This is a genomic window from Pseudomonas sp. GW822-FHT06B12 (assembly GCF_058799675.1).
Genome location: NZ_JBXALR010000004.1, coordinates 377665 through 397188, shown reverse-complemented (window position 1 = coordinate 397188; position 19524 = coordinate 377665). Strand labels below are relative to the sequence as shown.

Here is a 19524-nt window from a genome sequence, read left to right as displayed (position 1 = left end):
AACCGAGTCGCTATTGGACACGCGTGGTCCTGGGGTAATAGAAGATGTCATATACCCCGGTTTCCCCCTCAAGCCCCTGCGCGTCGTACGCAGAGAGTCGAACATGGTAGAAAAATGCCTTCAATCCACTGAAGTTGATCTCTGGCGTGCTGGAAAACTGTTCCTGCTTGATGTTCAGAAAGTCTGTGTCGGTCGCCACTTGCGCCCGGTAGCGCGTGGCACCGTGCAAGGGTTTCATGATCAACTGCCAGATCGGAGAGGGGCCGTTTTGACCCGTCTGCCCCAACAACTGCGGCGCGGGCAACAGGTCGATCGGTGTCAGCTTGCCTTCCTTCTGGATGCGTAACCCCTGGCGCGCCATGACCTGCACTTCATCTGCTGGTTTTTCGGCCTTTTTCGCGAGCGGTTTACCTGTGCGTTTTTTTGGTGGCGCGTCAACGTCTTCACCACGATCGACGGCGACCTGGCCATTCAGTACTTCGATCAGCGATTGCCCATTGTCCTCGTTGCGCACCCGAAAGTGTGTGCCTCGGACCCCGAGCACGCCCACCGGCGTCACGATCTGAAAACGATCATAGTCGCTGGCGCGCTTGATCACATACGACTCGACCTGACCTTGCTCAAGAATCACCTGCGGGATAACGAGTTCTTCGTTCAAACGCAACGTGACCTGTGAACTGGACGGCAGAACGATGCGCGATCCGTCGCCCAACGACAGGCTGACGAACGCCGAAGGGGAGGTCTTCACGCCTTCCTGCTCGTCAACCGTCATCCCTTCTTCAAGTGCCACCTGCTTGCCCTTGCGGTCGAGCTTCCAGGCTTCGCCCGTCAGATGCTCGACAGTGGCGGGCAGGGGTTGTCCACGGCATTGCTGATGGTCATCGATATACGGCAAGCGCTTTGAGTCGAAGAACGCCGCGGATGCGTTCTGCGTCAATGGGCCCACCAAGCCAACAACCAGCAACAGACAGGTGCCCAGGTGGCGACAGTGCAAAGAAGTCATTCGGTTCATTGGATTCGCTTTTCACGCTTTTTCTTGGAATCTGGCCGACCAGCTGATTCATCAGCCTTACGCACCATACCTGACAGGGCTCGATGGCAGATAGCCCACGTCTATGCAAAACGCCCGCATCGATTACAAAGGCAGTTGCGGTTATCCATGAAGGTAAACAAATCGAAGAGGGTTGGAGGTGACACATCCTTGTGTCGGAACCGATTCAACATCGATCCGGTTTTACAACGTGAGCAGGCACTCCTTTTTTTCCCCTGAACTGCAGACCGCAAGCGAACCGGCGATCGGCGGTCCCGCCAGGTTGGCGATGACACTCCCTGTGTCGGAGCACTTCCGAATGCTCCTGTGCCACTCAACGCTTGAGAATTTACCGACACCCATGGTCGATGAGGCAATTCTCCATAATTGTTCAGAATTGCCCGAGCCCGTTGTCAGAACACCCAACGCTGCTGCCCTTCAGGAAGCCGCAGGGGAACCGGTTGCTCACTGTCTGCGGAGGTGCTGACCGGTGCAAAGCCTCGTGAATCACTGAACGCCACATTCACCACAGCAGGACTGAAGAAGCGCGGTGTCGCGTGCTCATCCGGTGCTTCGCTGCTTGAGCTCACGGTCTGCGACGTAACCCCGACAAAGGCCACAAACGCCAACGACAGACAGCGTGTGAGCGCCTTGCCCTTGATCACCTTCGTGATCAGTGCACGAAGATTCAGCCTGTTCCCCATCGTTGTGTCCTCGAGTCTTCGAGCTGATATCCGCCGGTTAACGGCCAATTGACATCAGCCTAACCAGACACAAAGAATCTGGAGCAAATCACCATAATTGTTCAGATTCAGGCAATCAGCCTAAACTCGGCACACAGGATTTTTTACCCATCGCACTTTACGAGATGAAGGAACGCCCCGCATGCGTGTCGCAATACTGGATGACGAACCCGCCGAGCTACGCCGGGTGGAACAGACACTGCGACAGATTCCCGGAACCGGGGAGCAAGCGTGGACCTTGCATAGCTTCGAACGCGGGGAAGACCTGCTGCGCCAGCTTCGACGCGAGACCTTCGACCTGTTGATACTCGACTGGCAGTTGCCTGATCTCAGCGGTCTATCGCTACTACGTTGGACCCGCGAACATATGGAGGCACCTCCCGCCGCCATCATGCTCACCAGCCGCGATGCCGAGAGTGACATCGTCCAGGCGTTGAACGCCGGCGCCGATGATTACGTCAGCAAACCGTTCCGTCCCAACGAGCTCCAGGCCCGCGTCAGCGCCGTACTGCGCCGACACGGCTTACAGCGCAATGCGGCCAGCGAAGTGCTGAGTTTCAACGATCTGAACTTCGACGACGCCGAACTGACGGTGACCCGCGCTGGCAAACCCATCAGCCTGACGGAACGGGAATACCGCCTGGCCCGCTGCCTGTTTGCCAACCTGGGCCGGCCGCTGTCACGGGAATATCTCTACGAGCGTTTCTGGACCCATGAAGAGATGGTGTCTTCACGGCCACTGGATACTCACATCTACCGCCTGCGCAACAAGCTCGGGCTGACGGCCGATCGGGGTTGGCAGTTGCTGACGATCTACGGGTATGGGTATCGACTGGAAAGCGTCGCGGCTGCGAGCGAGTAAAGAGCTTTAAACGTCTTCTCGCGAACAATAAAAAAGGCCAACGCTGAACGTTGGCCTTTTACATTTTTGCAGGCTGTTGGGTCTCAACACAGAGACCCGTTCAGCAGAAGCAAATTGAACCTAGCCACCAATCTGGTGGCTTACCGCATTTTCTTGCTGGTTAAGGCTCTTTTGCTCCTGCTTTGTAATGTGCCCTTTATTCTGGCTAGCCATGTCCCGTTCTTCCTGACGAATCTGGCGGTCTTCTTTATGCAGATTGGCCGCCTGTCCCTTGGTCATTTCACCCTCTTTGACTTCGTTATGGATTCGCTTGTTCTGGTTGGCCAGACGACTATTGACCTCGGCTCGACGTGGGTGATCTTTTTTCCACTGAGCATCAGCTGCCATTGCATTACCGGCAACCATACCTACAACTGCGGACAACAAAACAGCAGCAAGCTTCTTAGACATGTTTGATTCCTACTGAACGCTTTAAGGGCTGGCCCGGTTGATTTGATCGGCACCGCCGGCCATGTAGTTACTGAGTCGTCCCTGGTTTCATAGACACGATTCAGTCTCGGCAGTTCACTCCTTGAAACCAAAGGGAAGCTGCGCGGCACAGGATCTCTAAGGAAGGTCGAGTCTCGATGTCCAAAAAATCCCCCTCAAAAAAAAGGCCAGCGCGGTGCGCTGGCCTTTTGTCTGGCCTACCTCTCAGGGTGGGCCAGACTCATTTACTTGTGAAAATGTGCATCTTTTTTGCGAACCTACACCGGATCAGAAGTCCAGGTTAGACACTGCCAGGGCATTGCTTTCGATGAAGTCACGACGTGGTTCGACCGCATCACCCATCAGGGTGTTAAAGATCTGGTCCGCGCCGATGGCGTCTTCGATGGTCACTTTGAGCATCCGGCGCTGGCTTGGGTCCATGGTGGTTTCCCACAGCTGATCCGGGTTCATCTCGCCCAGACCTTTGTATCGCTGGATGGTGTGACGCTTGGTGCTTTCGGCCATCAACCATTCAAGGGCTTCCTTGAACTCAGTGACGGCTTTCTTGCGCTCGCCGCGCTGAATATAAGCGCCGTCGTCCAGCAAGGTGCTCAATTGAGCGCCCAGGGAGACAACAGTCTTGTAATCGTTGCTGCCGAAGAAGTCGCGATTGAAGGTGATGTAGTTCGACAGGCCGTGGGAGATCAGTTCGACTTCTGGCAGCCAGACGTTACGCTCACGGTCTTCACGCAGGCTGGCTTTGTAGACCAGGCCAGACTTCTCGACGGTGCGCAGGCGAACTTCGTACTGGGCCAGCCAATCCTGCATCGCTGCGTGATCGGACAGTTGATCCATGCTCACCGCCGGCAGGTAGATGAAGTGCTCGGTCAGTTCCTGTGGGTACAGGCGCGACAGACGCTTGAGGGTCTTCATGACCAGACGGAAGTCATTCACCAGACGTTCGAGGGCTTCGCCGGAGATGCCCGGTGCTTCCTCGTTCAGGTGCAGGCTTGCATCTTCCAGGGCCGACTGCGTCATGTACTCTTCCATGGCGTCGTCGTCTTTGATGTATTGCTCTTGCTTGCCTTTCTTCACTTTGTACAACGGCGGTTGAGCGATGTAGATGTAACCACGCTCGATCAGCTCCGGCAGCTGACGGAAGAAGAAGGTCAGCAGCAGGGTACGGATGTGCGAACCGTCGACGTCAGCATCGGTCATGATGATGATGTTGTGATAACGCAGCTTGTCGATGTTGTACTCGTCCCGACCGATGCCGCAGCCCAGCGCGGTGATCAAGGTGCCCACTTCTTGCGAAGAGATCATCTTGTCGAAACGCGCCTTCTCGACGTTCAGGATCTTGCCCTTGAGGGGCAGAATCGCCTGGGTCTTGCGGTTACGTCCCTGCTTGGCGGAGCCGCCAGCAGAGTCACCTTCCACGAGGTACAGTTCGGACAGGGCAGGGTCTTTTTCCTGGCAGTCAGCCAGTTTGCCCGGCAGGCCAGCGATATCCAGCGCGCCTTTACGACGAGTCATCTCACGGGCTTTACGCGCCGCTTCACGAGCACGGGCCGCGTCGATCATCTTGCCGACTACCAGCTTGGCTTCGTTCGGGTTTTCCAGCAGGAAGTCGGAGAAGTACTTGCCCATTTCCTGTTCGACCGCGGTCTTCACTTCGGAAGAAACCAGCTTGTCTTTGGTCTGCGAGCTGAACTTCGGATCCGGTACCTTGACCGAAATGATTGCGGTCAGGCCTTCACGGGCATCGTCACCGGTGGTGGCGACTTTGTGCTTCTTCGCCAGGCCTTCCGCTTCGATGTAGGTGTTCAGGTTACGCGTCAGTGCCGAACGGAAACCCACCAGGTGAGTACCGCCATCGCGCTGCGGAATGTTGTTGGTGAAGCACAACAGGTTCTCGTTGAAGCTGTCGTTCCACTGCAGGGCGATTTCCACGCCGATGCCGTCTTCACGCTGGACGTTGAAGTGGAACACCTGGTTGACCGGAGTCTTGTTGGTGTTCAGGTATTCAACGAACGCACGCAGGCCACCTTCGTACTTGAACAGTTCTTCCTTACCGCTGCGCTCATCCTTGAGGACGATGCCGACACCGGAGTTGAGGAAGGACAGTTCACGAATCCGCTTGGCCAGGATGTCCCAGCTGAAGTGGATGTTCTTGAAGGTATCAGCCGAAGGCTTGAAGTGGATCTGCGTACCAGTGAACTCGCTCTCACCAACGATCTTCATCGGCTCTTGCGGAACACCGTGGACGTAAGTCTGTTCCCAGATCTTGCCGCTGCGGCGAACGGTCAGGACCAGTTCTTCGGACAGGGCGTTTACAACCGACACACCTACACCGTGCAGACCGCCGGATACTTTGTAGGAGTTGTCATCGAATTTACCGCCGGCGTGCAGCACGGTCATGATGACCTCGGCCGCCGAGACGCCTTCTTCTTTATGCACGTCTACCGGAATGCCACGACCGTTGTCGCGCACGGTAATGGATTCGTCCGGGTGGATAATGATGCTGATGTCGTCGCAATGGCCGGCCAAAGCTTCGTCGATCGAGTTATCGACCACCTCGAACACCATGTGGTGCAGACCGCTGCCATCGTCGGTGTCACCAATGTACATACCGGGACGTTTGCGTACGGCATCCAGGCCTTTCAGCACTTTAATGCTCGTTGAGTCGTACGTATTTTCTTCGCTCATGCCTTCACTCCCGATGGTCGTGGGTCTGGGTGATACGGCCCTGTTCCACGTGGAACAGGGCGACTGGCGTTTCCGTCTGCCAGCCTTCCCTCAATAATTCGTGATCTACACAGGTGATAAACACCTGGCAGCGTAAGTCTTCCAGCAAACGGCAAAGCGCACGGCGGTGCTGCTCATCCAGCTCGGACGGCAAGTCATCCACCAGATAAATACATTGGCCGCGCCGGGCCTGGCTGACCAAATGCCCTTGGGCAATCCGCAATGCACAGACCACCAACTTCTGCTGACCACGAGACAAGATGTCCGCGGCATTGTGTGCGCCCAATCTAAGACGCAAATCAGCGCGTTGTGGTCCGGCCTGGGTATGCCCCATTTGCTGATCCCGGTGAACGGACGCGGCGAGCACTGCACTCAGCTCTCGCTCTTTGTCCCAACCCCGGTAATAGCTAAGCGTTAAGCCCTCGAGTTCGACGAGTTCGCTCAAGGTCTGTTCAAAGACTGGTTTCAAGGCTTTGATATAAGCGCGGCGGTATTCATCAATTTCAGCGCTGGCCTGGCACAATTCTCTGTCCCAAACCGCTTGCGAAACGGCGTCAAGTGTACCATGCCGCAGCCAAGAGTTTCTCTGGCGCAGGGCCTTCTGCAACCGTTGCCAGGTGGACATGAAACGTGGTTCCACGTGGAACACGCCCCAATCCAGAAACTGTCGGCGAATCTTTGGCGCACCTTCCAACAGACGGAAGCTGTCGGGGTTGATCAATTGCAGCGGCAGGATTTCTGCCAGTTGCGCAGCACTGCGGGCGTTCTGCCCGTCGATGCGAATCTGAAACTCCCCTTGGCGGTCCCTCGAAATTCCCAAGGCGCTATGTCCGCCCTCGGCCAATTCGACCTGGCCAAATACCGTGCACGCTAACTGCTCGTACTGGATGACCGGTAAAAGGCGGGTGCTGCGAAACGAACGGGCGAGCCCCAGCAGATGGATGGCTTCCAGAACACTGGTTTTGCCGCTGCCGTTGGCGCCGTACAGGATGTTGATGCGGGGGGAGGGGGAGAAGGTCACCGGGTGCAGATTGCGCACCGCGGTGACCGAGACACGACTGAGGGACATCTAGCGTCTGCTGAACATGTTTACAGGCGCATCGGCATGACAACGTAAGCCGAGTCGTCGTTGTCGGACTCTTGCACCAGCGCACTGCTGTTGGAGTCAGACAGGATCAAGCGCACTTGCTCGGTAGTCATCACGCCCAGCACGTCGAGCAGATAGCTCACGTTGAAGCCGATTTCCAGCGAGCCACCGTTGTACTCAACGCCCACTTCTTCTTCCGCCTCTTCCTGCTCCGGGTTGTTCGCCTGGATCTTCAACTGACCGTTGGCCAGTTGCAGACGAATGCCGCGGTACTTCTCGTTGGACAGAATCGCGGTACGGCTGAACGCTTCACGCAGTGCCTGACGATCACCCAGTACCAGCTTGTCGCCACCCTTCGGCAGAACACGCTCGTAGTCGGGGAATTTGCCGTCGACCAGTTTCGAGGTAAAGGTGAACTCGCCGGTGGTGGCGCGAATATGGTGTTGGCCCAGAACGATGCTGACATTGCCCTCCGGTTCAGTCAGCAAGCGTGCCAGTTCCAGAATACCTTTACGTGGAACGATCACCTGGTGACGATCTGGCTGACCGATGTCGGCCTGCATCGAGCACATGGCCAGACGGTGACCGTCGGTGGCCACGGCGCGGATGATGCCGGCGGAGACTTCCAGCAACATGCCGTTGAGGTAGTAGCGAACGTCCTGCTGAGCCATGGCGAAGCTGGTGCGCTCGATCAAGCGACGCAGCTTGCTCTGCGCAAGAGTGCACGTCAGCGAGCCCGGGCCTTCTTCCACCGTCGGGAAGTCGTTGGCTGGCAACGTCGACAGGGTGAAACGGCTACGGCCGGCTTTCACGACGAGCTTCTGCTCATCGACCTTGATGTCGATCAGCGCGTCGTTCGGCAGGCTCTTGCAGATGTCCATCAGCTTACGCGCCGGGACAGTGATTTCGCCCGGCTCGGCCGGCTCTTCGAGTTGCACACGCCCGACCAGCTCGACTTCCAGGTCGGTACCGGTCAGCGACAACTGCTGGCCTTCGACAACCAGCAGCACGTTGGAAAGCACCGGCAAGGTCTGTCGGCGCTCGACGACGCCTGCGACCAGTTGCAGGGGTTTCAACAGGGCTTCGCGTTGAATGGTGAAATGCATGGTCTAGTCCCTTGCCTTAATAAGCTGCGCTGGTGTTCATCAAGTGGTCAGTGTACGCAGCAGGTTCTTGTAGTCCTCGCGGATGTCCGCGTCGGATTCCTTAAGTTCGTTGATCTTGCGGCATGCGTGCAACACCGTAGTGTGGTCGCGGCCGCCAAACACATCGCCGATTTCCGGCAGGCTGTGGTTGGTCAGTTCCTTGGACAGGGCCATGGCCACTTGCCGTGGACGTGCAACCGAACGCGAACGGCGCTTGGACAGCAGATCCGAAATCTTGATCTTGTAGTACTCGGCGACAGTGCGCTGAATGTTATCCACAGAGACCAGCTTGTCCTGAAGCGCCAACAGGTCCTTCAAGGATTCGCGAATCAACTCGATGGTGATATCGCGGCCCATGAAGTGCGAGTGGGCGATCACGCGTTTGAGCGCGCCTTCGAGTTCTCGGACGTTGGAACGAATACGCTGGGCGATGAAGAACGCAGCATCGTGCGGCAGGTCGACTTTGGCCTGATCGGCCTTCTTCATCAGAATCGCGACGCGGGTTTCCAGTTCCGGCGGCTCGACGGCAACTGTCAGGCCCCAGCCGAAGCGCGACTTCAAGCGCTCTTCAAGGCCTTCGATTTCTTTCGGGTAACGGTCACTGGTGAGGATGACCTGTTGGCCACCTTCAAGCAGGGCGTTGAACGTGTGGAAGAATTCTTCCTGGGAACGTTCCTTGCGAGCGAAGAACTGAATGTCATCGATAAGCAGCGCATCGACCGAACGGTAGAAGCGCTTGAACTCGTTGATCGCGTTCAGTTGCAACGCCTTGACCATGTCAGCCACGAAGCGCTCGGAATGCAGGTACACGACCTTGGCATTCGGGTTCTTCTTTAATAGGTGGTTACCCACAGCGTGCATCAAGTGGGTTTTACCCAAGCCAACGCCGCCATACAGGAACAGCGGGTTGTAACCATGCTTGGGGTTGTCCGCAACCTGCCAGGCTGCCGCGCGGGCCAGCTGGTTGGACTTGCCTTCGACGAAGTTCTCGAAGGTAAAGGTGCGGTTCAGGTAACTGGTGTGCTTGAGCGCGCCCTCGACCTGCACGGTGCGTTGTTCTGCACGGACTGGGGCCTGTTGCGAACTGGCGCCAGCCATTGGGTCGAAACTGTCGCGGGACGGTTCTTCACTGACCTCGGCGACTTTTTGCGTTGCACGCTTGGTCGGCGCGGCAGACGCTGGCGCGCTGGCCGGTGCCGGTGCGGCGGCTGCCTGGGCTTGAGACGCCGCCGCAGCCAACGGTGCATTCGGCGCAGCACGCGGTGCTGAACTGCGCTTGCTGCCTATTAATAAGGAAAGCGCCGGCGCCATGCCGTTGCCATGCTCATCCAGCAGCTCGAGCACGCGGCTCAGGTACTTTTCGTTAACCCAGTCGAGAACAAAACGATTCGGTGCGTAGACACGCAACTCGTCGCCTTCGGCTTCGACCTGTAGTGGACGGATCCAAGTGTTGAATTGTTGGGCAGGCAGCTCATCGCGCAAAAGCTCCACGCACTGCTGCCAAAGTTCCACTGACACGGATATCCCCTAAGTTGAAAGCCGGTGAGGCAAAAACAAGCGGCCATTGTAGCGACCAGACGCCGACTTATCCACACGTAGGTTGCTCACGGGTGTCGAAGAATCAACGCTTTATACGTAAAAAAGACGACCAATGGTCTGTGCATAAGCTCTGTGGATAAGCCCACTTAAGGTCGTTGTACAAGTGGGGGGCAAACTCGGTGGATAACCTGCCTGTGGATAACTGCCCATTCCACACACAGCTTATCCGACAGCGCAGCACAGGCTGAACACCGTTTTCCACTGTAGTTGTCATTCTCTGTACAGCCCGTAATAGAAGGCCTTAAGGTAGTTATCCACAGATGGAGGCGGGCCTAGCTTTTATAAGCTTTACAGAAAAGCTTTAAATAATTCCCTTCTTTATTTTTATATCTAGCTGTCCACCTTTCAAGGACGAACCCTGCAGATATCCATTTAAAGGAAACGTTGGTTGGAAATTGACCTAGAGGCTTGCTTTCTCTAGAATCCCCGGTCTCTTAAAACGGGGGCCATTCCGGCCCGTTGTGGACGAACCAGGTAACACGACATGAAACGTACTTTCCAACCAAGCACTATCAAACGCGCTCGTACTCACGGTTTCCGTGCTCGCATGGCTACCAAGAACGGCCGTGCCGTCCTGTCGCGTCGTCGCGCCAAAGGTCGTGCGCGTCTGGCAGTTTGATAATCCGGTACTGGAGGTGAGTCAGGACTTCAGTCGGGAAAAGCGTTTGCTTACCCCCCGGCATTTCAAGGCAGTCTTTGACTCCCCTACCGGCAAGGTTCCGGGGAAAAATCTCCTGCTCCTTGCACGCACGAACGATCTCGATCACCCCCGTCTAGGACTGGTTATCGGGAAAAAGAGTGTGAAGCTCTCCGTTGAGCGCAATCGCCTCAAACGTCTGATGCGCGAATCCTTTCGCCTCAACCAGGATTCTCTGGCTGGCTGGGATATCGTTATCGTCGCGCGCAAAGGTTTGGGCGACGTAGAAAACCCCGAATTGATTCAGCATTTCGGCAAACTCTGGAAACGTCTGGCACGCAGCACGCCGGTACCAGCAGTCAAAACCGAAACTGTAGGGGTAGACAGCACCGATGCGTAAACTGGCACTCGTTCCGATCCAGTTTTATCGCTATGCCATTAGTCCTCTGATGGCCAGCCACTGTCGTTTCTACCCCAGTTGTTCCTGCTACGCGTATGAAGCCATTGAAAATCATGGCCTTCTGCGCGGTGGCTGGCTGACCTTTCGTCGTTTAGGTCGCTGTCATCCGTGGAATCCCGGTGGTTATGACCCGGTTCCATCTATCCCTACCTCCCGTTCTTCTTCGATGGCCGAGTAATCATGGATATTAAACGCACGATCCTGATCGTCGCCCTGGCAATCGTGTCCTACGTTATGGTTCTGAAATGGAACCAGGACTATGGTCAGGCTGCCCTGCCGACTCAGAATGTTGCTGCCAATCAGGCTGCCCCGGCTATTCCGGACACGCCACTTGGTAACAATGCTGCCGCCAGTGCCGATGTACCCAGCGCGAATGCCGATACCAGTACCCCTACCGCAATGCCGGTAGTGACCAACAAAGATCTCATCCGCGTAAAAACGGATGTGCTCGAACTGGCTATCGATCCTCAAGGTGGTGATATCGCCCAGCTGATGCTGCCGCTGTATCCACGTCGTCAGGACCACCCGGAAATTCCGTTCCAGCTGTTTGATAACGGTGGCGAACGTACTTATCTGGCCCAAAGCGGCCTGACCGGTACCAACGGTCCGGATGCTCGTCCTACCGGTCGTCCGGTTTACTCGACCGAACAGAAGACTTATCAACTGGCTGATGGCCAGAACCAGCTCAACGTTGACCTGAAATTCAGCGACGCTGGCGTCAACTACATCAAGCGCTTCAGCTTTACTCGCGGTCTGTACGATCTGAAAGTCACTTATCTGATCGACAACACCAGCGACAAGGCCTGGACTGGCAACCTGTTTGCCCAGCTCAAGCGTGATGCCAGTGCCGATCCTTCTTCGACCACCGCTACCGGCACTGCCACTTACCTGGGCGCTGCCCTGTGGACAAGTGCAGAGCCGTACAAAAAAGTGTCGATGAAAGATATCGACAAGGCGTCGTTGAAAGAAACCGTTAACGGTGGCTGGGTCGCCTGGCTGCAACACTACTTCGTGACTGCCTGGATTCCAGCCAAGAACGACAGCAACGTGGTGCAGACTCGCAAAGACAGCCAAGGCAACTACATCATCGGTTTTACTGGCCCGGTATTGTCCGTTGCGCCAGGCGCCAAGGCTGAAACCAGCGCTACCTTGTACGCAGGTCCGAAAAGCCAGGCGATACTGAAAGAGTTATCCCCAGGTCTGGAACTGACAGTCGACTACGGCATTCTGTGGTTCATTGCCCAGCCGATCTTCTGGCTGCTGCAACATATCCACGCGATTGTCGGTAACTGGGGCTGGTCGATCATCTTCCTGACCATGCTGATCAAGGGGATCTTCTTCCCGCTGTCGGCTGCCAGCTACAAATCCATGGCGCGCATGCGTGCAGTGGCACCGAAACTGGCTGCTCTGAAAGAACAACATGGCGATGACCGGCAGAAAATGTCGCAATCCATGATGGAGCTGTACAAGAAAGAGAAGATCAATCCGCTGGGCGGTTGCTTGCCAATCCTCGTGCAGATGCCGGTATTCCTTTCGCTGTACTGGGTACTCCTGGAAAGCGTGGAAATGCGCCAGGCACCGTTCATGCTGTGGATTACCGACCTGTCGATCAAGGATCCGTTCTTCATTCTGCCGATCATCATGGGCGCAACCATGTTCATCCAGCAGCAGCTGAACCCGACTCCTCCGGATCCGATGCAGGCCAAGGTGATGAAGCTGATGCCAATCATCTTCACCTTCTTCTTCCTGTGGTTCCCGGCGGGTCTGGTGCTGTACTGGGTTGTGAACAACTGCCTGTCCATCACCCAACAGTGGTACATCACTCGTAAGATTGAAGCGGCTACCAAAAAAGCCGCCGCATAACTTACTCTGTGGATAACCACTCAAAACGCCCCCTAGTGGGGCGTTTTGCTATCTGCCATTTTTATCTGGATATCGAATCATGAGCGCTCCTCGTGAAACCATCGCCGCCGTCGCCACCGCTCAAGGCCGTGGCGGTGTCGGTATCGTCCGTATTTCCGGACCGCTGGCAAACGTGGCGGCCAAAGCCATCAGCGGTCGCGAGCTGAAACCGCGGTTTGCCCATTACGGCCCGTTTCTCAGTGAACACGAAGAGGTGCTGGACGAAGGCATCGCCCTGTATTTCCCTGGGCCGAATTCATTCACCGGCGAAGATGTGCTGGAACTCCAGGGCCACGGTGGGCCGATCGTTCTGGATATGCTGCTGCAGCGTTGCCTGCAATTGGGTTGCCGACTTGCCCGGCCGGGGGAATTCAGCGAACGCGCGTTCCTCAACGACAAACTCGACCTGGCCCAGGCCGAAGCCATCGCCGACCTCATTGAGGCAAGCTCTGCACAGGCTGCTCGTAACGCTTTGCGCTCGTTGCAAGGCGCATTTTCGCAACGTGTGCATAACCTCACCGAGCAACTGATTGCACTACGGATCTACGTTGAGGCGGCAATCGACTTCCCTGAAGAAGAAATCGACTTTCTTGCCGATGGCCACGTACTGACGATGCTCGATGCGGTGCGTGATGAGTTATCCACCGTGTTGCGTGAAGCCGGGCAGGGCGCATTGCTGCGCGACGGCATGACCGTGGTGATCGCTGGTCGTCCGAATGCCGGTAAATCCAGCCTGCTCAACGCATTGGCCGGCCGTGAAGCGGCCATCGTTACCGAAATTGCCGGCACTACCCGGGATATCCTGCGCGAGCATATCCACATCGACGGTATGCCGCTGCATGTGGTCGATACGGCTGGATTGCGCGATACCGATGACCAGGTCGAGAAGATTGGCGTGGAACGGGCATTGAAGGCTATCAGCGAGGCAGATCGGGTGTTGTTGGTGGTCGATGCCACAGCCCCTGAAGCACTTGATCCTTTTGCCTTGTGGCCAGAATTCCTCGAGCAGCGGCCAGATCCGGCCAAAGTGACCTTGATCCGCAACAAGGCAGACCTCACTGGCGAGGCGATTGCACTGGAAGTCAGTGACGATGGCCACGTGACCATCAGCCTGAGCGCCAGGTCTGCAGGCGAAGGCCTGGAGCTACTGCGCGATCATCTCAAGGCCTGCATGGGCTATGAGCAGACCTCGGAAAGCAGTTTCAGCGCCCGCCGGCGTCACCTGGAAGCCCTGCGCCATGCCAGTGCCTCACTCGAACATGGCCGCGCGCAGCTGACCTTGGCCGGTGCTGGAGAGCTACTGGCTGAAGATTTGCGTCAGGCGCAGCAGTCGTTGGGTGAAATTACCGGCGAATTCAGCTCCGACGACCTGCTGGGAAGGATCTTTTCCAGCTTCTGTATCGGTAAATAGCCCATTCCTTCGCGTAGGAGCTGGCGTAGCCTGCGATCTTTTGATGTTTTGCCCTGTGCGTTTGAGCTTCATAGGCGCCTAAGCCGCTAAAAGATCGCAGCCTTCGGCAGCTCCTACGGGAGTGAGCATCGCGTCAAATCCCTTTTTCTTCTTCCGTTGCCATGCGTATCCATCGCACAGGTGGTTTCCCCGTGGGCGGAATTTGCCCTATTCAGCGCTTTTCTGTGGATTAAGCCCTGTGAATAACTGCCACTGAGCACAGTTGATAACAGGGCCTAAAAACTGAGGAAAACCACCTCTGTGGATAACCAGCTCATTCATCCACAGGCTTACACCGGTTATCCAAGGGCCTCCTTGGCACATGACCACAGGGTTTTGAACCTCTGTACACATTGAAAATAAAGGGCTGTATGAATCTATCCACAGAAAGGTAGCGCAGTAGAAATAAACATAAAAACAAAGATTTAATAAATTTCTCTCTTTTTAATTTCTATTACCCCGACTTCTCCACAGCTGGTTAAATTTTGTGCAAAGGGTTCTTTAGAAAGGGCGAAGTCCCTATACTTGCCGCCCAGGTCCAAAAACCTGAGCTCAAACTATTCCTGATTACCTAACTGAAGCAGGCACGAGGTGCGTGGTGGATTTCCCTTCCCGTTTTGAAGTGATCGTCATCGGCGGCGGTCATGCCGGTACCGAGGCAGCACTTGCATCAGCACGTATGGGGGCAAAAACCCTGTTGCTGACGCATAACGTGGAAACCCTCGGAGCAATGAGCTGCAACCCCGCGATTGGCGGGATCGGCAAGAGCCATCTGGTCAAGGAAATCGATGCCCTTGGCGGCGCGATGGCCATGGCTACCGATAAAGGCGGTATTCAGTTTCGCGTCTTGAACAGCCGCAAAGGCCCAGCCGTGCGCGCTACTCGCGCCCAGGCCGACCGCGTTCTGTACAAGGCCGCTGTGCGCGAGATTCTCGAGAACCAGCCGAACCTGTGGATATTTCAACAGGCGGCCGACGACCTGATCGTCGAACAGGAACAAGTGCGTGGTGTTGTCACCCAAATGGGCCTGCGTTTCTTCGCGGACTCCGTGGTGTTGACCACTGGCACCTTCCTCGGTGGACTTATCCACATCGGTATGCAGAACTATTCCGGCGGTCGTGCCGGCGATCCACCGTCGATCGCCCTGGCCCATCGTCTGCGTGAACTGCCTTTGCGCGTGGGTCGCCTGAAAACCGGTACGCCGCCGCGTATCGATGGCCGTTCTGTGGATTTCTCGGTGATGACCGAGCAGCCCGGCGATACACCGATTCCGGTGATGTCGTTCATGGGGTCCAAAGAACAGCATCCTGCGCAAGTCAGCTGCTGGATTACCCACACCAACGCCCGTACTCACGAGATCATTGCCGCGAACCTCGACCGTTCGCCGATGTACTCCGGGGTGATCGAAGGTATTGGCCCGCGTTATTGCCCATCGATCGAAGACAAGATCCACCGCTTTGCCGACAAGGAAAGCCATCAGGTCTTCATCGAGCCGGAAGGTTTGACCACCCACGAGCTGTACCCGAACGGGATATCCACATCCTTGCCGTTCGACGTGCAATTGCAGATCGTGCAATCGATTCGCGGCATGGAAAACGCCCATATCGTTCGCCCGGGCTACGCCATCGAGTACGACTACTTCGATCCGCGTGACCTGAAGTACAGCCTGGAAACCAAAGTCATCGGCGGTCTGTTCTTCGCCGGACAAATCAATGGCACCACCGGTTACGAAGAAGCCGGTGCCCAAGGTTTGCTGGCCGGGGCCAACGCAGCATTGCGCGCCCAGGGCAAAGACAGCTGGTGCCCGCGTCGCGACGAGGCGTACATCGGCGTATTGGTCGACGACCTGATTACCCTGGGTACCCAGGAACCGTATCGGATGTTCACCTCCCGCGCCGAATATCGTTTGATCCTGCGCGAAGACAACGCCGACCTGCGTTTGACCGAAAAAGGTCGCGAACTGGGTCTGGTGGATGACGTGCGCTGGGCGGCTTTCTGCAAAAAACGCGAAAGCATCGAAGTCGAAGAGCAACGCCTGAAAAGCACCTGGGTTCGCCCGGGCACCGAACAGGGCGATGCGATTGCCGAAAAATTCGGCACGCCGCTGACTCACGAATACAACTTGCTGAACCTGCTGACCCGTCCGGAAATCGACTACGCTGGTCTGATCTCGGTGACGGGCGCCGGTGCAGAAGATCCACAGGTCGCCGAGCAGGTCGAAATCAAGACCAAATACGCCGGTTACATCGACCGCCAGCAAGATGAAATCGCTCGCCTGCGGGCCAGTGAAGACACCAAATTGCCTGTGGATATCGATTACACGAACATCTCCGGTCTCTCCAAAGAGATCCAGAGCAAGCTCGGTGCGACCCGTCCAGAGACCCTGGGCCAGGCATCGCGGATCCCGGGCGTGACCCCGGCAGCGATTTCGCTGTTGATGATTCATTTGAAAAAACGCGGCGCGGGCCGTCAGTTGGAGCAAAGCGCTTGAGTTCGATGGTCACCTCGCAACACGCCGAAGAGTTATCCACAGGTGCTCGCCAGCTCGGCGTCAACCTGACAGAAACCCAGCACGCGCAGCTGCTGGGTTATCTGGCCCTGTTGATCAAATGGAACAAGGCTTACAACTTGACCGCCGTGCGTGATCCCGACGAAATGGTTTCACGGCATTTGCTCGACAGCCTGAGCGTGATGTCCTTCATCGAAAACGGCCGCTGGCTGGATGTTGGCAGCGGCGGCGGCATGCCGGGTATTCCATTGGCGATCCTGTTTCCCGAGTCGCAAGTGACGTGCCTGGACAGCAACGGCAAGAAAACCCGCTTCCTGACTCAGGTCAAACTCGAACTCAAACTGGATAACCTGCAAGTTATCCACAGTCGCGTCGAAGCCTTCACGCCTGTACTGCCGTTCAACGGGATCATTTCCCGGGCATTCAGCAGCATGGAGAACTTCAGCAACTGGACTCGCCATTTGGGCGATAGCGATACACGTTGGCTGGCAATGAAGGGCGTTCATCCCGCGGATGAGCTGGTAGCATTGCCGGCAGACTTCCACCTCGATAGCGAACACGCCCTGGCCGTACCCGGTTGCCAAGGCCAACGCCATCTGCTGATACTGCGCCGCACGGCATGATTGGGAACACAAGCAAGAATGGCTAAGGTATTCGCGATAGCGAACCAAAAGGGTGGTGTGGGCAAGACCACCACCTGCATCAACCTCGCAGCATCCCTGGTCGCGACCAAGCGCCGGGTGTTGTTGATCGATCTTGATCCACAGGGCAACGCCACCATGGGTAGCGGTGTGGATAAACACGGTCTGGAAAACTCGGTCTACGACCTGTTGATCGGCGAATGCGATCTGGCTCAGGCCATGCACTTTTCCGAACACGGTGGTTACCAGTTGTTGCCGGCCAACCGCGATTTGACGGCGGCTGAAGTCGTTCTGCTGGAAATGCAGATGAAGGAAAGCCGTCTGCGCAGCGCTTTGGCGCCGATCCGTGAGAACTACGATTACATTTTGATCGACTGCCCACCGTCGCTGTCGATGCTCACGCTCAATGCTCTGGTTGCTTCCGACGGGGTCATTATCCCCATGCAGTGCGAGTACTTCGCGCTCGAAGGGTTGAGCGACCTTGTGGATAACATCAAGCGCATCGCCGAGTTGCTGAATCCGAATCTGAAAATCGAAGGCCTGCTGCGGACCATGTATGACCCGCGCCTGAGCCTGATGAACGATGTGTCGGCGCAGCTCAAGGAACACTTCGGTGAGCAACTGTATGACACCGTGATTCCGCGCAACATCCGTCTGGCCGAAGCGCCAAGTTATGGCATGCCGGCGTTGGCCTATGACAAACAATCCCGTGGCGCACTGGCCTATCTGGCCCTGGCGGGCGAGATGGTTCGTCGTCAGCGCAAAAATTCACGCATTGCCGCTGCTCAGGCAACTTAAGGAATCCCCATGGCCGTCAAGAAACGAGGTCTCGGACGTGGACTGGATGCACTGCTGAGTGGTCCGACTGTCAGCTTGCTTGAAGAACAAGCGGTGCAGGCCGATCAGCGTGAGCTGCAACACCTGCCGCTGGACCTGATCCAGCGCGGCAAGTACCAGCCGCGTCGGGACATGGACCCACAGGCGCTGGAAGAACTGGCGCAGTCGATCAAGGCTCAAGGCGTGATGCAGCCGATCGTGGTTCGCCCGATCGGTGCTGGCCGCTTTGAAATCATCGCCGGCGAACGCCGCTGGCGTGCCAGCCAGCAGGCTGGCCAGGAAACCATCCCGGCGATGGTTCGCGACGTGCCGGATGAAACTGCGATCGCCATGGCGCTGATCGAGAACATCCAGCGCGAAGACCTCAATCCGATCGAGGAAGCGGTTGCCCTGCAGCGTTTGCAGCAGGAATTCCAGCTGACTCAGCAGCAAGTCGCCGAGGCGGTGGGTAAATCCCGCGTGACCGTCGCCAACTTGTTGCGCCTGATTGCATTGCCGGAAGTCATCAAGACCATGTTGTCCCACGGTGACCTGGAAATGGGTCATGCCCGTGCTTTGCTCGGTTTGCCGGAAAATCAACAGGTTGAGGGGGCGCGACATGTTGTCGCACGTGGCCTCACCGTGCGCCAGACCGAAGCACTGGTTCGCCAGTGGTTGAGTGGCAAACCGGAGCCCATCGAACCCTCAAAACCCGACCCGGATATCGCTCGTCTCGAACAGCGCCTGGCAGAGCGCCTAGGCTCTGCGGTGCAGATCCGCCACGGGAAGAAGGGCAAAGGGCAGTTGGTGATTGGTTACAACTCCCTCGATGAGCTTCAAGGCGTCCTCGCACATATCCGCTGAAACATTTCCTCATGTAGCGCGAAGTTCGAAATCACTACCTGACAGTTGAATAGGGGCTGAACCGCCCCTATACTCTGCGCGCATTTTGTCGGCACAAATTATGCCAAGTTATTGAATTCTGGCAGCCGGCCTTTGAGGAGCAAAAGTGATGGAAACCCGCACGCCAAACCGCTTGCCGTTCCATCGCCTGGCGGTTTTTCCCGTGTTATTGGCGCAATTTGTCGTTTTGCTGCTTGCCGCTTTGGCGCTCTGGCGATGGCATGGAGTCGTAGCCGGATACTCAGGACTCTGCGGAGGCCTGATAGCCTTGCTTCCCAATGTTTATTTCGCTCACAGGGCATTTCGGTTTTCCGGCGCCCGAGCAGCTCAAGCCATCGTCCGGTCTTTTTATGCCGGCGAGGCGGGCAAACTGATTTTGACGGCAGTGCTCTTTGCATTGACGTTCGCAGGTGTGAAGCCACTGGCGCCGCTAGCTGTATTCGGCGTCTTCGTGCTGACCCAACTGGTCAGCTGGTTCGCTCCCCTGCTGATGAGAACAAGACTTTCGAGACCTTAGGGCGTTTGAG

18 protein-coding genes are annotated in these 19524 nt (G+C 56.6%); 11 read left to right on the top strand and 7 right to left on the bottom strand.

What is annotated here, in order from left to right; all coding sequences use genetic code 11:
• Positions 1–10 precede the first annotated feature (10 nt).
• A complete protein-coding gene (locus AC1RKH_RS11830; protein ID WP_493062790.1) occupies positions 11–1012 on the bottom strand; it encodes a FecR family protein in 1002 nt (333 codons plus the stop codon).
• A 431-nt stretch (positions 1013–1443) separates the two neighbouring features.
• The gene (locus AC1RKH_RS11825; RefSeq protein WP_493062789.1) at positions 1444–1734 is read right to left on the bottom strand and encodes a hypothetical protein; all 291 of its coding nucleotides are present in this window, start codon (positions 1732–1734) and stop codon (positions 1444–1446) included.
• Between the two features lie 181 nt (positions 1735–1915).
• On the opposite strand from AC1RKH_RS11825, the gene AC1RKH_RS11820 reads away from it, so the two are divergent.
• Positions 1916–2635: a response regulator transcription factor gene (locus tag AC1RKH_RS11820; RefSeq protein ID WP_493062788.1), complete on the top strand. Its 720-nt coding sequence runs from the start codon at positions 1916–1918 to the stop codon at positions 2633–2635.
• A gap of 120 nt (positions 2636–2755) precedes the next feature.
• On the opposite strand, the gene AC1RKH_RS11815 is transcribed toward AC1RKH_RS11820, so the two are convergent.
• From AC1RKH_RS11815 to dnaA, 5 genes are all read right to left on the bottom strand, one after another.
• Complete coding sequence (locus AC1RKH_RS11815) at positions 2756–3085, bottom strand: hypothetical protein (RefSeq protein ID WP_123427085.1); 330 nt, start codon at positions 3083–3085, stop codon at positions 2756–2758.
• A gap of 306 nt (positions 3086–3391) precedes the next feature.
• Entirely contained in the window at positions 3392–5809 is a 2418-nt protein-coding gene (gene gyrB, locus AC1RKH_RS11810) for a DNA topoisomerase (ATP-hydrolyzing) subunit B (RefSeq protein WP_493062787.1), read from the bottom strand.
• Positions 5810–5813: 4 nt separating this feature from the next.
• A complete protein-coding gene (gene recF / locus AC1RKH_RS11805) occupies positions 5814–6917 on the bottom strand; it encodes a DNA replication/repair protein RecF (protein WP_019694407.1) in 1104 nt (367 codons plus the stop codon).
• A gap of 20 nt (positions 6918–6937) precedes the next feature.
• Positions 6938–8041 carry a DNA polymerase III subunit beta gene (dnaN, locus tag AC1RKH_RS11800; protein ID WP_123427090.1) on the bottom strand — a complete coding sequence of 368 codons (1104 nt, stop codon included), beginning with the start codon at positions 8039–8041 and terminating at the stop codon, positions 6938–6940.
• Positions 8042–8080: 39 nt separating this feature from the next.
• Positions 8081–9598, bottom strand: a complete 1518-nt coding sequence (dnaA, locus tag AC1RKH_RS11795) for a chromosomal replication initiator protein DnaA (protein WP_493062786.1) — start codon at positions 9596–9598, stop codon at positions 8081–8083.
• Positions 9599–10163: 565 nt separating this feature from the next.
• Between dnaA and rpmH the strand changes: the two genes are divergently transcribed.
• The 10 genes from rpmH (at position 10164) to AC1RKH_RS11745 (ending at position 19514) form a co-directional block, all read left to right on the top strand.
• Entirely contained in the window at positions 10164–10298 is a 135-nt protein-coding gene (gene rpmH / locus AC1RKH_RS11790; protein ID WP_003213577.1) for a 50S ribosomal protein L34, read from the top strand.
• 16 nt (positions 10299–10314) lie between these two features.
• Positions 10315–10716 (top strand): ribonuclease P protein component, encoded by a 402-nt coding sequence (gene rnpA / locus AC1RKH_RS11785; RefSeq protein ID WP_221178169.1) that lies wholly within the window; start codon positions 10315–10317, stop codon positions 10714–10716.
• Positions 10709–10954, top strand: coding sequence for a membrane protein insertion efficiency factor YidD (yidD, locus tag AC1RKH_RS11780; RefSeq protein WP_052966011.1), 246 nt, complete (start codon positions 10709–10711; stop codon positions 10952–10954). Before rnpA ends, yidD begins: the two co-directional genes overlap by 8 nt.
• Before the next feature lie 2 nt (positions 10955–10956).
• Entirely contained in the window at positions 10957–12639 is a 1683-nt protein-coding gene (gene yidC, locus AC1RKH_RS11775; RefSeq protein ID WP_493062785.1) for a membrane protein insertase YidC, read from the top strand.
• 79 nt (positions 12640–12718) lie between these two features.
• Positions 12719–14089: a tRNA uridine-5-carboxymethylaminomethyl(34) synthesis GTPase MnmE gene (gene mnmE, locus AC1RKH_RS11770; RefSeq protein WP_123427098.1), complete on the top strand. Its 1371-nt coding sequence runs from the start codon at positions 12719–12721 to the stop codon at positions 14087–14089.
• Positions 14090–14726: 637 nt separating this feature from the next.
• Positions 14727–16619, top strand: coding sequence for a tRNA uridine-5-carboxymethylaminomethyl(34) synthesis enzyme MnmG (gene mnmG, locus AC1RKH_RS11765; RefSeq protein WP_493062784.1), 1893 nt, complete (start codon positions 14727–14729; stop codon positions 16617–16619).
• 5 nt (positions 16620–16624) lie between these two features.
• On the top strand, positions 16625–17260 hold the full coding sequence (rsmG, locus tag AC1RKH_RS11760) for a 16S rRNA (guanine(527)-N(7))-methyltransferase RsmG (RefSeq protein ID WP_493062826.1): 636 nt from the start codon (positions 16625–16627) through the stop codon (positions 17258–17260).
• Between the two features lie 18 nt (positions 17261–17278).
• Positions 17279–18076, top strand: coding sequence for a ParA family protein (locus AC1RKH_RS11755; protein WP_019694399.1), 798 nt, complete (start codon positions 17279–17281; stop codon positions 18074–18076).
• A gap of 9 nt (positions 18077–18085) precedes the next feature.
• On the top strand, positions 18086–18958 hold the full coding sequence (locus AC1RKH_RS11750) for a ParB/RepB/Spo0J family partition protein (RefSeq protein ID WP_493062783.1): 873 nt from the start codon (positions 18086–18088) through the stop codon (positions 18956–18958).
• A 148-nt stretch (positions 18959–19106) separates the two neighbouring features.
• The gene (locus tag AC1RKH_RS11745; protein ID WP_123427104.1) at positions 19107–19514 is read left to right on the top strand and encodes a F0F1 ATP synthase subunit I; all 408 of its coding nucleotides are present in this window, start codon (positions 19107–19109) and stop codon (positions 19512–19514) included.
• Positions 19515–19524: the final 10 nt, after the last annotated feature.